The organism is Micromonospora sp. WMMA1998, assembly GCF_027497375.1.
In the GTDB taxonomy this organism is placed as follows: Bacteria; Actinomycetota; Actinomycetes; order Mycobacteriales; family Micromonosporaceae; genus Micromonospora; species Micromonospora sediminicola.
On sequence record NZ_CP114911.1, the window covers coordinates 6,146,858 to 6,160,861 of the forward strand.

General features: G+C 73.1%; 12 protein-coding genes. 10 read left to right on the forward strand and 2 right to left on the reverse strand.

Annotated features, from left to right (window positions below; translation table 11 throughout):
- Positions 1-30: 30 nt before the first annotated feature.
- Genes O7600_RS28760 through O7600_RS28770 form a run of 3 tightly spaced genes read left to right on the forward strand, consistent with a single transcriptional unit; the run spans position 31 to position 1,522 of the window.
- Positions 31-243, forward strand: coding sequence for a hypothetical protein (locus O7600_RS28760; protein ID WP_281591489.1), 213 nt, complete (start codon positions 31-33; stop codon positions 241-243).
- Positions 240-1,235, forward strand: a complete 996-nt coding sequence (locus O7600_RS28765) for an FAD-binding oxidoreductase (protein ID WP_281591490.1) — start codon at positions 240-242, stop codon at positions 1,233-1,235. Before O7600_RS28760 ends, O7600_RS28765 begins: the two co-directional genes overlap by 4 nt.
- Positions 1,235-1,522, forward strand: a complete 288-nt coding sequence (locus tag O7600_RS28770) for a hypothetical protein (RefSeq protein WP_281591491.1) — start codon at positions 1,235-1,237, stop codon at positions 1,520-1,522. Before O7600_RS28765 ends, O7600_RS28770 begins: the two co-directional genes overlap by 1 nt.
- Here the strand turns inward: O7600_RS28770 and O7600_RS28775 are convergent.
- Positions 1,491-2,321, reverse strand: coding sequence for an alpha/beta fold hydrolase (locus tag O7600_RS28775; protein ID WP_281591492.1), 831 nt, complete (start codon positions 2,319-2,321; stop codon positions 1,491-1,493). The two genes, O7600_RS28770 and O7600_RS28775, sit on opposite strands and share 32 nt — an antisense overlap.
- 106 nt (positions 2,322-2,427) lie before the next feature.
- Here O7600_RS28775 and O7600_RS28780 point away from each other — a divergent pair, with 106 nt between their 5' ends.
- The gene (locus tag O7600_RS28780) at positions 2,428-3,459 is read left to right on the forward strand and encodes a sigma-70 family RNA polymerase sigma factor (RefSeq protein ID WP_281591493.1); all 1,032 of its coding nucleotides are present in this window, start codon (positions 2,428-2,430) and stop codon (positions 3,457-3,459) included.
- A 559-nt stretch (positions 3,460-4,018) separates the two neighbouring features.
- Positions 4,019-4,504 (forward strand): winged helix-turn-helix domain-containing protein, encoded by a 486-nt coding sequence (locus O7600_RS28785; protein WP_281591494.1) that lies wholly within the window; start codon positions 4,019-4,021, stop codon positions 4,502-4,504.
- Positions 4,505-4,582: 78 nt separating this feature from the next.
- Here O7600_RS28785 and O7600_RS28790 read toward each other — a convergent pair whose 3' ends face one another.
- Complete coding sequence (locus O7600_RS28790) at positions 4,583-8,989, reverse strand: S8 family serine peptidase (protein WP_281591495.1); 4,407 nt, start codon at positions 8,987-8,989, stop codon at positions 4,583-4,585.
- Between the two features lie 257 nt (positions 8,990-9,246).
- Between O7600_RS28790 and O7600_RS28795 the strand changes: the two genes are divergently transcribed.
- From O7600_RS28795 to O7600_RS28815, 5 genes are all read left to right on the forward strand, one after another.
- Positions 9,247-9,801 (forward strand): winged helix-turn-helix domain-containing protein, encoded by a 555-nt coding sequence (locus O7600_RS28795; RefSeq protein ID WP_281591496.1) that lies wholly within the window; start codon positions 9,247-9,249, stop codon positions 9,799-9,801.
- 56 nt (positions 9,802-9,857) lie between these two features.
- Entirely contained in the window at positions 9,858-11,297 is a 1,440-nt protein-coding gene (locus O7600_RS28800) for a cryptochrome/photolyase family protein (protein ID WP_281591497.1), read from the forward strand.
- A 100-nt stretch (positions 11,298-11,397) separates the two neighbouring features.
- Entirely contained in the window at positions 11,398-12,168 is a 771-nt protein-coding gene (locus O7600_RS28805; RefSeq protein WP_281591498.1) for a DedA family protein, read from the forward strand.
- A gap of 34 nt (positions 12,169-12,202) precedes the next feature.
- On the forward strand, positions 12,203-13,369 hold the full coding sequence (locus O7600_RS28810; RefSeq protein WP_281591499.1) for a histidine kinase: 1,167 nt from the start codon (positions 12,203-12,205) through the stop codon (positions 13,367-13,369).
- Positions 13,360-14,004 carry a response regulator transcription factor gene (locus O7600_RS28815; protein WP_281591500.1) on the forward strand — a complete coding sequence of 215 codons (645 nt, stop codon included), beginning with the start codon at positions 13,360-13,362 and terminating at the stop codon, positions 14,002-14,004. Before O7600_RS28810 ends, O7600_RS28815 begins: the two co-directional genes overlap by 10 nt.

The window sequence follows — 14,004 nt, forward strand, 5'->3', positions numbered from 1 at the left end:
CATCCGATCCGACGCCGGAGGTACCCGCCGATGTCCGCGCCACTCGCCGACTTCCCTGTTCCGACCCCGGTCACCGACGAGGATGTGCTCGTCGCGGCGTTGGCCGTGCGCGTGCACGTGCCGGAGCGCTGGCCGCAGGGGCCGCTGTGCCGCAGCGAGCGTGTCCCGTACCCGTGCCGGTTGGCCCGCTGGGGTCACGCCACGCTGCACGCGGCCGGCTTCGGCCCGGGCCAGCTTTCATGACCGACGAGGCGCACCGGTTCTGGGCGGCCGTGCAGGACCGCTGCCCGGGGCTGCTGCCGGAACGCGACGCACCGCTCCTGCACGCCGGCCTGCTGCGGCTGCTCGAAGGCGGTGACGACCGCGCCGGGCGGGTGGCGTTGCTGCGGGTGCTCGGGTCCGCGTACCGCGGCTTCGGCCTGCGACCGTGGCACGCGGCGGCGATCGGCGGCGCCCTGCTGCCCGCGCCCGGCCTGCGCTGGTGGCGGGCCTGGCGACTGATCGAGCGCACCGCCGCCCGCGTCGGCGACGGTCCGCCGTGGTGGCCGGTCGAGGTGATCGACCACGACCGGCCCGCCGACGGCATCGCCGTGCTGACGGTACGGCCGTGGCGACGGCTGCCCTACCGACCCGGCCAGGCGATTCCGGTGCACGCACCGCGCCGGCCGGGACGATGGCGGTGGCTGTCCCCGGCCACCATGCCCCGTCCGGACGGCACGCTGGAGTTCCACGTCCGTGCCCTGCCCGCCGGGTCCGTCTCCGGCTGCCTCGTGCACGAGGTACGCCCCGGTGACCTGCTGCACCTCGGGGCGCCCGCCGACAGCGGTCTGGAACTCACCGACGATCACAACGCTGATCTGCTCCTGGTCGCCGGCGGCACCGGCCTGGCACCGCTTCGCGCCCTCACCGAACAGATCACCGCGACGCCCGGCTGCCGGCGGGTCACCCTGATCGTCGGCGCCCGCACGTTCACCGAACTGTACGACGCGATCGCGCTGGACAAGCTCCAACAGGCCCACGACTGGCTGACCATCGTGCCCGCCTTCTCCGACGACCCCGACGCCGCACCCGCCGAACACGGCACCGCGATCGCCCTGGCCACCTATCACCACCGGCCCGGCCAGCACGTGCACGTCTGCGGCCCACCCGCCATGCTCGCCGCCGCCCGCCGCTGGCTCACCATCGCCGGCGTGCTCGCCGAGCACGTGCACCTACCGGTGATCGGGCAGCGGTGATGGCCGTCTACCGCAGCCGCAACGCCCTCGCCGGACCGCTCACGCCCGCCCGGATCGACACGATCGACCTGCCGCTGAGCCCACCACTGCGGCGCGGATACCGCACCGAGGACGTCGATGCCATCCTGCACCGTCTCACCTACGAACTCACCGAACGAACCCGCCAACTCCGCATCGCCACCGCCGAGAACCGCCGGATCAAGACCGCGCTGCGCAACTGGCAGTCCGAGCGGATCGACCCCACTCCGACGGCGGTCAGCGGGGCTGGTCGAGGAAGGCCAGCGTGACGGCGGCGAACAACGGAGACTGGTCGATGTCGTAGTGGGTCAGGCCGGGCAGGATCGCCAGCGCGTGCCCACCCGCCGGGCGGCCCTCGCCACCCCAGCCGCCGTCCCGCAGGCCGCCGTCGAGCAGCCTGAACACCTCGACGTAGTGGCTCGGCGGGGCCATGTCCGCGTCGGCGGCGACGATCAGCGTCGGCACCCGCAGGCCGCGCACCTGCTCGGTGAGGTCGAAGTCCTGCGCCATCGCCTCGCCGATCTTGTCGAGCAGCCGGGGGAAGTCCTCCGGACGCGGCGCGACCCGCTGGTACAGCTCGTACATCGGGGTGTCTTTCATGAACTCGGCCGCCGCGCCGGTGACCTGGCCCTGCTGCGCGAGCATCTCGGGGTAGACGGCGTCGCGCCGGATGTGCGCCGACGCGGAGACCAGCCGGCCCACCTTCTCCGGGTGCCGGAAGGCCACGTGCATCGCGACGCCGCCGCCGAGCGAGAAGCCGACCAGGTCGGGCCGGTCCAGCCCGAGGTGGTCGATGAGCGCGGCGACGTCGTCGGCCATCAGCGCCATGTCGAGCGGCCGGTCGACGTCGGCGGTGCGGCCGTGGCCCTGCAGGTCGACCAGGATCACCTGGTGCGTGGCGGTCAACGTGGGCAGGATCGGCGCGAACAGCTCGCCCGACATCAGGCCGCCGTGCAGCAGGATCATCGGGCGGCCCGCCCCGTGCGTCTCGTAGTAGAGGTGGACGCCGTTGACGTCGGCGTACCGCCCCGGTGCGGTGGTCTCGGCGCTGCGCTGCGTCGTGCTCATCTCGTGCTCCTCGTGTGTTCCGTGCTGACGAACTGTGGACCGGCCGGGACGGGCGGACTCATCGGTGTTCCGGCCCCGGGTCTTCGGGTGTTCGCGTTCGCGCAGCATGTGGGCTAGTTTCGGCGGGGTGAGCGACGTGGCGAGCGTCCCTGTCGAGACGCAACTCGAGGCGTACCGGCCGGAGCTGACCGGCTACTGCTACCGCATGCTGGGCTCGGCCTTCGAGGCCGAGGACGCGGTGCAGGACACCTTTGTCCGGGCCTGGCGCAACTTCGACCGGTTCGAGGGGCGGTCCGCGCTGCGGACCTGGCTGTACCGGATCGCGACGAACGTCTGCCTGAACATGGCCGCCAGCGCGCAGCGGCGGGTTCGGCCGATGGACCTCGGCCCGGCCGGCAGCGGCACCGCGACCCACCCCGGCGAGCCACGACCGGAGCAGATCTGGCTCGGCCCGGTGCCGGACGACCGGGTCCTGCCCTCCGCCGGCGACCCGGCCGAGGTGGTCGCCGGGCGGGAGTCGGTCCGGCTGGCCTTCGTCGCGGCGTTGCAGCACCTGCCGCCGAAGCAGCGCGCCGTGCTCATCCTGCGGGAGGTGCTGGCCTGGTCGGCCCAGGAGGTCGCGGAGCTGCTCGACACCTCGGTGGCGAGCGTCAACAGCGCCCTGCAACGGGCCCGGGCCACCATCGCGTCCGCCGACACCGGCGCCGAGGCGCGCCGTCCCCTCGACGAGGAGCAGCAGGCGCTGCTGGCCCGCTACGTGCGCGCGTTCGAGGCGTACGACCTGACGGCGCTCACCGCGCTGCTGCACGAGGACGCGACCCTGTCGATGCCGCCGGTGCCGCTGTGGCTGCGCGGTCCCGACGACATCACGGCCTGGATGACCGGTACGGGCAGCGGGTGCCGCGGCTCCCGCCTGGTGCCGGTGGCGGCCAACGGCATGCCGGCGTTCGGGCAGTACCGGCGCGACCCGGACTCAGGGCACGTGCCCTGGTCGCTGATCGTGTTGGGGCTCTCCGGCGGCCGGATCACGTCGCTCAACCACTTCCTCGACACCGACCGCCTGTTCCCGCTCTTCGGCCTGCCGGCCCGGCTCGAGGAGGGCGCCGGCCAGCCCGAGCAGGCCGGCCAGGTCGCATAGGTCGACGCCCGCGCCACGGACCTCCAGACGCCACCCGAACCGGCGCGCGGTCAGGCCCAGCCGCGCCAACGTCTCGACCGTGACCAGGTCCGGCCGGGTCACGCCGGAGACGTCGCAGACCACCACGCCGCGGCCCCGGCCCCGCAGCGCCTCGGCCAGCTCGGCACAACGGACGGCCACGTCCGCGCGGGTCAGCGTGCCGCCGGCCAGGACGAGCAGGAGCGTGGTCACGCGGATTGGACCGGGGTACGGGCCGGTTCTCATCGGTACCGGCCCGTCGGCTCCCCGACAGGCGGTGACGCAATTTCTGCCGGTCATCTTGCCGACCGCAGTTACATCGACGTTAACTGCTATACCAATCATCGGTGCACGGCTATATGATCCCCGGTAGCTCGCCCCGAAGCCTCACGAAACCGCAGCTCCAGCACGCCTCACGTCGTTCGCCGCGCCCGGCGCCCCGCAACCGCCGCGCCCGGTGAACGGCCCGATCGCCGGCGCCGGAATGGGCGCGGGTAATTGCTCGGCGCTGCGCCACGGCCTGCCGGAAAGGTGGGAACGGATGACAGGGATACCGTCCTTGGTCATCGGCATCGCGTCCTCGTCGGCCGAGCGCCGGCAGCTCGCCCAACTGCTCGGCGGCACCGAATCGTTCCTGATCGTCTCCAGCGCCAACCAGGCGCGCCGGTTCCTCGACCTGGTCCGCCGGCCGCCGGCACCGCTCGCCCCGGCCGGGGACGCCGAGCCCGCCGGAACGCCGGGGCTGGACCTGGCCGTCGACTCCGACCGGCGGGTGTTGCGCTGGCGGGAGCGGGAGGTCGGGCTGACGCCGCTGGAGCACGACCTGTTCGTCTGTCTCGCCGGGACCCCCGGCCAGGTCTGGACGTACGCCCGGCTGCACCGGGCGGTGTGGGGCAATGACCACCTCGGCCGGGGCTCCGACATGCACTCCGTGGTCCGCCGGATCCGGCACAAGCTCGGCCGCCTGGGCGCTCCCGCCACGATCCACGCCGTCCGAGGAGTCGGCTTCCGCCTCACCCCGTCCTGACCGAGGTCGGGGTGGGTGGAGGTGGAGCGGCCCGCCCGGTGCGGGGCACCGGGCGGGCCGATCGGTTTGCCGTTCGGGTCAGCAGCGGGTGGGGGAGAGGGTGAAGTCCTCCACGGTGGGCGTGGCGGAGTTGATCTTCGTCTGGCGCGTCTGGGGCTTCCAGCCGTCCTTGGCGACGATCAGCGTGAGCGGGTTGTTGCGCCGGTCCATCCAGTAGGCGTACCGGCCGTCGGCGTCGGTCGTGAAGGTGTAGGAGTTCGCCCAGGAGTCGACCTGGACGGTCGCGCCCGGCAGCGGCGCCGTGGCGCCCTGGCAACTCCTGCCGGAGACCGTCCCGGACAGCTTGCCCCAGGTGGTCGGCGGCTGCGCGATCATGGTGACCGCCACCGGCGGCACCGTGTACGGCGTGTTCTCCTTGATCACCACGGACGCCGAGTAGGTGCCCGGCTGGTCGACGTTCGCGGTCATGCCGACCGTGACGGTGACCTTCTCACCGGGCGCCAGGGGAACCTTCGACTTGTCGACGGTCAGCCAGCTGACGTCGGCCGCACCCTCGGCGCACTCCGAGAAGCCGGGCAGGACCTCGCTGTCCTTGGTGGCCGTGAAGCCGCCCGACGAGCCGCCGACCTTGTAGAACCCGCAGGCCGCGCCGCCCCGGTAGCGGGGCGCGTTGGCGTTGGGCAGGTTGGCCCACGAGTTGGTCGCCGGGTCGAACGCGAAGCCGGCGTTGGTGATGGCCCCGCCCTGCGACCCGCCGACGACCAGCAGCTTGCCGTTCGCCACCGCGTACGAGGCGGCCCAGCTGTCGGCCGGCGCGTCCGGAATGGGGGTCCAGGCGTTGGCGCCCGGGTCGAAGGCGTACCCGGCCTTCTGCGACACCGTCCCGTCGTTGCCGCCGGTGCAGTAGACGGTGCCGTCGATCCCGCCGCAGGACAGGAACGCCACCGACTTCGGGTAGGCGGGCAACGTCTCCCAGGTGTCCGCGCCCGGGTCGTAGCGGACCACCGAGTTGGACATCGGCAGGCAGCTGGCCGTGGTGCAGCCGCCGATCGCGTACAGCTTGCCGCCCGCGACCGCCTGACCCGCCGCCGCCCGGGGTGCCGGGTTGCTCGCCCGCGCGGTCCAGGTGTTCGCCGCCGGGTCGTACGACCAGGTGGCGCCGTCGGGCCCGGAAGCGCCCCAGCCGCCGCTGACGATGATCTTGCCGTCGAGCACGCCGGCCGTCACGGCGTTGCGGGCGCCGGGCAGGTCGGCGATGCCGGACCAGGTCTGCGCGACCGGGTCGTACCGGTAGTTCTTCGCGCTGGAGGTGGTGCCGTCGCCACCGGCGATCGAGTAGATCTTGCCGTCGACGGTGACGACCCGGTTGTCCATCACGTTCGCCGGGTAACCCGGGATGGCGGTCCAGGGGTCCGCCTGCGGGCCGGCCGCCGGGGTCACGCCCGTGGACGACTTGCCGGACGAGCGGGCGGCGAACGACGTGGCGGCGGTCAGCCGTTGCGCCGGCGCGCCGGTCGAGCCGAGCAGCGCCTGCTCGGACAGCTGGGAACCGTCGGCCCGTTGCAGGACGAACCCGCCGTCGCGCTCACCGAACTCGACGTCGACCGGCGCCCCGCCGGTGTTGGTCACGGTGAACGTCCTGCTGACCTTCCCGCTCGGCATCCGGGCCGTTCCGGTCAGCGAGGTCGGCTGCACCGACAGCCGGCCGGCGGCGAGCTGGAAGTTCGCCGCGGTGGCCCAGTCCGCCTCGACCGTGACCTGCTTGGTCTGGCTGACGTAGTTGCCGGCGCTGGCGGTGAACGGGTGCCTGCCGGTCAGCGACGAGAACATCCAGTAGAAGCCGTCCGGCAGCTCGGTGTCGTCCGGGGTGGCGACCGTGGTGGCCTTCTCCGCCGGGCGGTCCTTGCTGGTCACGGTGGCCCCGTTGACGTAGCCGTTGTCGTTCTTGTCGCGCACGTGGCCCAGCACCAGGCCGCCGGCGACCGGCTTGCAGACGAGCTTGCTGCCGATCAGCACGTTGTCGACCTCCCACCACCACTCCCAGCTGGCGTTGTAGTAGTGGAAGCGCACCTGCACCTGCGACTGGTTCGCCGCCTGCGGAATCGCTATCTCGGTCACCTTCGGGCCGCGCACGTCGGCCGCCTGCCGGAGCACGTTGCTCCAGGTGGCACCGCCGTCGAGGCTCAGGTCCACGTCCGCGCGGTCGCTGTTCAGCCAGTTGTAGTCCTGGTTGAACCGGATCACCGGCGCGCTCACCCCGGTCAGGTCGACGACCGGGCTGACCAGCGAGGTGTCCTGCTGCCCGCCGCTGCCGTAGTTGTCGCTGTCGATGATGGCGAAGTTGCCGCTGCCGCCGGTCAGGTTGCCGCGCTCACCGCTGTCGCTGAACTCCCAGACCTGGCCGGTGCCGGCGTTGTCCACCACGGACCAGCCGTCCGGAACGCCCGTGCCGTCGAACGTCTCGTACTCGCCGTCGGAGCTGACGGTGTAGCCGGGCGCCGTGGTGCACGCCTCCGGGTCCGCCGGCACCTCGATGTTGGCGGTGAGGTTGCCGGCGCCGACCGTGACCTCCTTGGTGACGGTCAGGTAGCCGGCGTACTGCGACTCCACCGTGAGCCGGTAGGTCGACCCGGACGGCAGCGTCAGGCTGTAGCGGCCGGTGGCGGGCGTGGTGTAGTCGGAGATCGGCGTGCCCTCGACGCTCACCTTCGCGTAGAGCGGCCAGCCGTGTCCGGACCCGTCGGTGACCTGACCGCCGATGGTGACGCTCGGCACCGCGCTCAGCGCCACGTCGAGCGTCGTGGTCGTGTTCTTGGTGACGGTCGCGGAGAGGGTGCGGCTCGCGTAGCCGAAGGCGGAGACCACCACCTGGTAGTCGCCGGCCGGCAGCAGCGAGGAGTACGTGCCGTCGGCGCCGGTGGTCAGCGTGCGGTCCGCCGCGCCGGTCAGGGTGACCGTCGCGCCGGCGATCGCGGCGCCGGTGGCCGCGTCGGTGACCGTGCCGGCCAGCGTGCCGTTGTCCCCGATCGGGGCGGCGGCGATGAGCGCGAGCGCGTCCAGCCGGCCCTCGCCGTAGACGTTGTTGTCGTCCGTGGTGCCGCCGCACTGGGTGTCGGCCTTGTCGGTCGCCGTGTCGTTGAGCAGGGCTCGCGTCGCCGCGACGTCACCGACCAGGGTGGGCGCCGCCGACCAGAGCAGCGCGATCGCGCCGGCCAGGTGCGGCGCCGCCATCGAGGTGCCGCTGATGCTGGCGTACGAGTTGGTCGGCACGCTGGAGCGGACGTTCACGCCGGGGGCCGAGATGTTCGGCTTGATCTCGCCGTTCTGCCCGGTGCCCCGGGACGAGAAGCTGGCGATGTTGTTGTTGATGTCGTACGCGCCGGCCGAGTAGTTGCTGGCCAGGCTGCCCGGCGAGCCGCTGGTCTGGCAGGACGGGCCGTTGTTGCCGTTGGACCAGACGCCGAAGATGCCGGAGGCGGTCCACGCGTCGGTGACGTCCTCCATGAACGGCTCGTTGGACGGCGCCGTGGTGCCCCACGAGTTGTTGATGATGTTCGGCCGCTTGCTGGCGTCCGGGTTCTGGCCGCTGAGGTCGGTGGGCTCCAGCATCCACTGCCCGGAGGAGATCAGGGCGGCGTCGGTCGGGCAGCAGCCGTTCGCGGCGATCCACTTGACCTCGGGGGCGACGCCGATCTGGTTCGCGCCGTCCGCGCCGGCCATGGTGCCCATGGTGTGCGTGCCGTGGCCGTCGGAGTCGCACGGCGCGGTGGCGCACTCGCCGGCCGCGTCGAACCAGTTGTAGTCGTGGTCGAAGGTGCCGTCACCGTTGTTGCCCCGGTAGGAGTTGACCAGCGCCGGGTGGTCGAACTGCACCCCGCTGTCGATGCTGGCCACGGTGATGCCGGCGCCCTTCACGCCGTACTGGGACCAGACGTCGTCGGCGTTGATGTTGGCGATGCCCCACTCCAGGGCGTTGGGCGCCTTCTCGTCGGTGCCCGGGGTGGTCTCGGGCAGCTTGTACTCGACCGGGGCGTAGATGCCGTCCACCTCGGCGTGGGCGGCGAAGTTCTGCGCCATGGTCAACGAGCCGCCGGTGACCTTGATGGCGTTGGTCGCCCAGAACGTCTGGTACTTCGTGCCGGAGCGGTCCAGCTCGGCGCGGATCTTCCCCTGGCTGTCGGCGGCGGTCTTGCGCAGCGCCGCCGCGACGGCGGCGCCGCGCTGGTTCCAGTCCTTGGTCGCGGCGGCCTTGCCCAGGTCGGCCCGGGCGGAGAAGTGGATCCAGAAGTCGCCCTCGCTCTTGCCCTGGAGCTGCCGGGTGAGTTCGGGGCGGATCTTGTCGCCGGCCGTGGCGCCGGCGCCCGTACCGGCCTGCGCCTGTGCTCCGGTGCCGGTGGCGGCCAGTGCGGTCGCGGCGAGCACCAGGGCGGCCCCCGCGCTCACCAGCCGCCGGGCCAGGTCCCTTCGGTGTGGACGTCTCAGCATCGGTGCTGCCTCCTCCTCCGATGACCCGCGGATGGTCGAGCCATGACAGAAGGGCCAGGAGCTGCGCTCCCGACTGGTCACTCCGGTTTGAGACGAACCCCCCAGGCCCCCTGGGCGCCGTGCGGGTCTACGCCGGCCACCTGAATGGACACTATGATCGACACCGAAGGACGATCAATGACCGTACGTGAGCAACTTGTCACCAACAGGCCCTCTGATCGCGGGCCGGTTGACAGTGACTGTCACGGTGGGGTGCGGTGACGAACGACGACACGAGCGCGACGACCGCCGGCGCAGACCCGGCGGACCGTCCCTTCTCGCTGGTCATCGGCGTCACGCCGTCACCGGCGGAACGGTTGCGGCTCACCGAGCTGCTGGACGGCGTCGCGCCGTTGCTGATCGTCGCCGACCTGGACGAGCTGCGCGAGTTGATCAATCCCGGTGAGGGTGTCCGGCCGGGGCCCCTGCCGGACACCGCGACGGCGGCCCGGACCGTGCCCGACGGCGCGCTGGTGATCGACACGGCTCGCTCGACCGCCCGGTGGGGTGACCGGGAGGTCGCGCTCACCCGGCTGGAGCGGGACCTGCTGACCTGCCTGACCGCCGAGCCGGTGCGGGTGTGGAGCTATGCCGAGCTGCACCGCGCGGTCTGGCACGACGCGCCGACGCAGCGCCGGGCCGACGTGCAGTCCCTGGTCAAGCGGCTGCGCCGCAAGCTCGACGGGTTGGGCACCGGGGTCACCGTGGTGGCGGTACGCGGCGTCGGCCTGCGACTGACTGACCACCGTCGACCCCGGGTCCGGGGCGACTGACCCGCAACTCCGTCCGCGCACGATTCCGACGAGCCTGAAAGGGGCATGTTCCGGACATGTCACGCTGGCGCTGGCTCCTGGCGGACCAGGTGGGTCCCCACTTCCTCGACGACGACGCGCAACGCGTCCTGCTGGTGGAGACCCGGTCGCTGTTCGTCCACCGGCGGCTGCACCGCCAGAAGGCGCACCTGATCCTGTCCACGCTGCGACACCGTGCCGCCGAACTCGGCGACCGGGCCCGGCTGGTACGCGCCGACACGTTCCGTGAGGCGCTCGCCGGCCTGGGCGAGCCGGTCGAGGTGGTGCACCCGGCGTCGCGGGCGGCGCTGGCGTTCGCCCGTACCGTCGACGGGTTGACCGTGCTGCCGCCGCGCGGATTCGTCACCGACCGTGCCGACTTCGCGGCCTGGGCCGACCGGCGGCGCGGCCAGCTGCGGATGGCCGACTTCTACCGGTACGCGCTGGACCGCCACGACCTGCTGCGCGACCTGCCGGCCCCGGCCCGCCGGCCCCGCCGGCGGCCACCGACCGACGTGCCGCCACCGCCGGCGATCGTCGAGGACGACATCGACGCGCGGGTCCGCCGCGACCTGGACCGGTGGGAGGCGGAGGGGATCCGGTTCGTCGGCCGGGACGCGCCGCGCCGCCACCCGGCCACGCACGCCGAGGCGCGGGCCCGGCTCACGCACTTCCTCGACCACCGGCTGCCCGGGTACGCCGACACCGACGGCGTGCTCGTCGACGGCGACGGCCGCCTCGCGTCCAGCGTGCTGTCGTCCTCGTTCAACCTCGGGCTGCTCGACCCGGAGCCGGCGATCCGGGCCGCCGAGCGCGCCGGCCGGGACGGCACGGCGCCGCCCGCGGCGGTGCACCGGTTCGTCCGTGGCCTGTTCGGGTGGCGCGAGTTCCTGTGGCAGCTCTACTGGTACTTCGCGCCGCGCTTCCGCGGCGTCGGGTGGCTCGCCGCCACCCGGCCGCTGCCGGACTGGTTCGACCGCCTCGACGCCGACGCGGTGGAGGCGCGCTGCCTGGCCGACGTGCTGGCCGGCGTCCGCGACACCGGTTGGGCGCCCCGGACCGCGCGGCTGACCGTGCTCGGCAACTACGGCCTGCAACGCGGCTGGCGCCCCGCCGACCTGGCCGACTGGTTCCAGCGCAGCTTCGTCGACGGCGCCGACTGGGTCATGAACGCCACCGTCGTCGGCATGAGCCAGTACGCCGACCTGGCCCGCATCGACACCCACCCGTGGGCGTTCGACGGCACGCACGTCGACCGGATCAGCGACTACTGCGGCGGCTGCCGGTACGAGCCGGGGGCGGCGCTCGGCGACGACGCCTGCCCGTACACCGCCGGGTTCGACACGTTCCTGCACCGCAACCGGGAGCGGCTCTCCGCCGACCCGCGCCTCGCCGCCGCACTGGCCGATCGCACCGACCCGCAGCGCCGCGACGCGGTGCTGGCGCAGGAGGAGAAACGCGGCGACGAGGCACCCTGACCGGGGGTGCGGAAAACCCCAGGGTCGCGCTCCGGTCGACCCGCTCAGGCATGCGTTCACCCTCATGGTCCGCGCCCCGCCACGGCCATAGCGTCGGGACATGATCGATTCATGGCACCTCACGACCCCCGCCGCCGGGCCGACGCCCGGTGACACCGGCGGCCTGGCCGGATTCGCGGCCGACCTGGTCGAGCGCCTCGGCGCTCCCGGCGCCGGGCTGGCGGTGGCGCTGGAGAACCTGTTCCCGCCGATCCCGAGCGAGGTGATCCTGCCGCTGGCCGGCTTCGCCGCCAGCCAGGGCCGGATGAGCCTGGTCGCCGCGATCGCCTGGACCACGCTCGGCTCCGTCGTCGGCGCGGTGGTCCTCTACCAGGTCGGCGTGGTGCTCGGCCGGGACCGGGTACGTGCCATCGTCCGGCGACTCCCGCTGGTCAAGCTCAGCGACCTCGACCGGACCGAGGCGTGGTTCGCCCGGCACGGCACGGCGACCGTGTTCTTCGGGCGCATGATCCCGATCTTCCGGAGCCTGATCTCCGTTCCGGCCGGCGTGGAACGGATGCCGATCGGGAGGTTCCTGCTCTACACCACGCTCGGCAGCCTCGTCTGGAACACCGTGTTCGTGCTCGCCGGCTACCAGCTCGGCGCCAACTGGCATGTGGTCGAGGAATGGGCGGGGGCGTTCCAGAACGTCGTCATCGTCGTCTGCGCGCTGGTGCTCGGCGCGCTCGTGGTGGCCGGGCTGCTCCGGCAGCGGCGACGTCCGGTCGCCGCGGAGGTCGCCGGCGATCCGACTCCGCGTGGCGGTCCGCACCGGCCGGTGCGATCCGGCACCGTGTACCGCAGCCGGGGTCACCTGGGGGAGGATCGCTGAGCGGCGGCACCGGCAGGCCGGCGGGGAGGGACGGATGGTGGTGACCGGGGCGCCGACCGGAGGCGTGCGGATCGGCCGGTGGGCGCGGCCCGTGGTCGGCGTCGCCGCCGGTGTCGTCTCCGCCGTCGTCGAGGTGGCGTCCCTGGTCGCGGCCGGCCTGCTGCTGACGCTCACCGTGCCGGCTCCGGTGCTGCGCCGCCGCGTCCTCGCCGCCGTCCTCCGGTACGCCCCGGTGGCCGCCCGGTGGGAGCGGCGGCGGCTGGCCTGGGCCGCGAACCGCCCGGCGCCCGCCCCGCCGCGCGCCACCGGCCGGCGGGCCGTCGGCTACCTCGCGCTGCGGGTCGTGCCGGGCCTGCTCGGCGCGCTCACCGTCGGGGTGCTGGCCGTGGGCGTGGTGCTCGCGGCCGTTCTCCTCCGTGCCGTCGTGACCGGCGGCGTCGCCGTGCCCGATCTGTTGCTGCAACTCGTGATCGGGGCGGGCCTGCTCCTGGTGAACCTCCAGGCGGTCGCCAGCGTCGGCGCGCTGGACCGGCATCTCGCGCGCCGCATGCTGGAGCCCGACGGCGAAGACGCGCTGCGGCGCCGGATCGACGAGCTGACCGAGAGCCGGGCCGGCGTCATGGCGGCGGTCGACGCGGAGCGCCGGCGGATCGAGCGGGACCTGCACGACGGCGTGCAGCAGCGTCTCGTCGCGCTCGGCATGCTCCTGGGTCGCGCGCGGCGCAGCCGCGACCCGGACCGGGCGCGGGCCCTGCTGGACCAGGCGCACGCCGACGTGCAGTGGGCCCTCGACGAGCTGCGGGAGGTGGCCTGGCAGGTCTACCCGTCGGCGCTCGACCACAGCCCGCTGGACGAGGTGCTGACCATGGTGGCGCGGCGGACGCCGATCCCGGTGCGGATCCGTCACGGCCTGGTCGACCGCCCGCCGCGCCAGGTCGAGGCGGTGCTCTACTTCATCGCCTGCGAGGCGATCACCAACGCCGCGAAGCACGCCGGCGCTACCGTGATCGACATTGAGATCGGGGCCGGGGACGGGGGAGTGGAGATGCTGGTGCGTGACGACGGCCGGGGCGGGGCGGACCCGACCGGCAGCGGGCTGCGTGGCCTCGCCCGACGGGCGGCGGCTCTCGACGGCCGTCTCGACGTGTCCAGCCCGACGGGTGGCCCGACCACGATCCGGACGGTGCTGCCGTGCGGATAGTCCTGGCCGAGGACTCCATCCTGCTCCGCGACGGGCTCACCCGCCTGCTGGCCGACGAGGGACACGAGGTGGTGGCCGCGGTCGGTGACGCCGACCAGCTCGTCACCGCGGTCGCGCGCCACCGTCCGGAGGTGGTCGTCACCGACGTGCGGATGCCGCCCACCAACAGCGACGACGGGCTACGGGCCGCACTGGAGATCCGCCGCGAGTTCCCCGCCGTAGCGGTGCTGGTGCTGTCCCAGTACGTCGAGCGGCGCTACGCCGCCCAGCTGCTCGCCGACCGCTCCGAGGGCGTCGGGTACGTGTTGAAGGACCGCGTCGCCCAGGTCGAGGACTTCCTCGACGCGCTCGACCGGGTGGCCGCCGGCGCCACCGCCCTCGATCCGGAGGTGGTGCGGCAGCTCATGTCGGGCACGAGCCGCGCCGATCCGCTGAGCCGCCTCACGCCACGGGAGCGCGACGTGCTGCACCACATGGCGCAGGGACACACCAACGCCGCCGTCGCCGCACGGCTGCACGTCTCGCAGAGCGCGGTGGAGAAGCACGTCAACGCCATCTTCGACAAGCTCGACCTCTCCGACGCGACCGGGTACAGCCGCCGGGTGCTGGCGATCCTGCGTTATCTGGGCTCCTGA

Coding starts and splice junctions, on each gene's coding strand:
- O7600_RS28790 (WP_281591495.1), bottom strand. CDS start 8,989: ATGCTGAGACGTCCACACCGAAGGGACCTGGCCCGGCGGCTGGTGAGC.
- O7600_RS28805 (WP_281591498.1), top strand. CDS start 11,398: ATGATCGATTCATGGCACCTCACGACCCCCGCCGCCGGGCCGACGCCC.
- O7600_RS28780 (WP_281591493.1), top strand. CDS start 2,428: ATGTGGGCTAGTTTCGGCGGGGTGAGCGACGTGGCGAGCGTCCCTGTC.
- O7600_RS28785 (WP_281591494.1), top strand. CDS start 4,019: ATGACAGGGATACCGTCCTTGGTCATCGGCATCGCGTCCTCGTCGGCC.
- O7600_RS28775 (WP_281591492.1), bottom strand. CDS start 2,321: ATGAGCACGACGCAGCGCAGCGCCGAGACCACCGCACCGGGGCGGTAC.
- O7600_RS28760 (WP_281591489.1), top strand. CDS start 31: ATGTCCGCGCCACTCGCCGACTTCCCTGTTCCGACCCCGGTCACCGAC.
- O7600_RS28765 (WP_281591490.1), top strand. CDS start 240: ATGACCGACGAGGCGCACCGGTTCTGGGCGGCCGTGCAGGACCGCTGC.
- O7600_RS28770 (WP_281591491.1), top strand. CDS start 1,235: ATGGCCGTCTACCGCAGCCGCAACGCCCTCGCCGGACCGCTCACGCCC.
- O7600_RS28810 (WP_281591499.1), top strand. CDS start 12,203: ATGGTGGTGACCGGGGCGCCGACCGGAGGCGTGCGGATCGGCCGGTGG.
- O7600_RS28800 (WP_281591497.1), top strand. CDS start 9,858: ATGTCACGCTGGCGCTGGCTCCTGGCGGACCAGGTGGGTCCCCACTTC.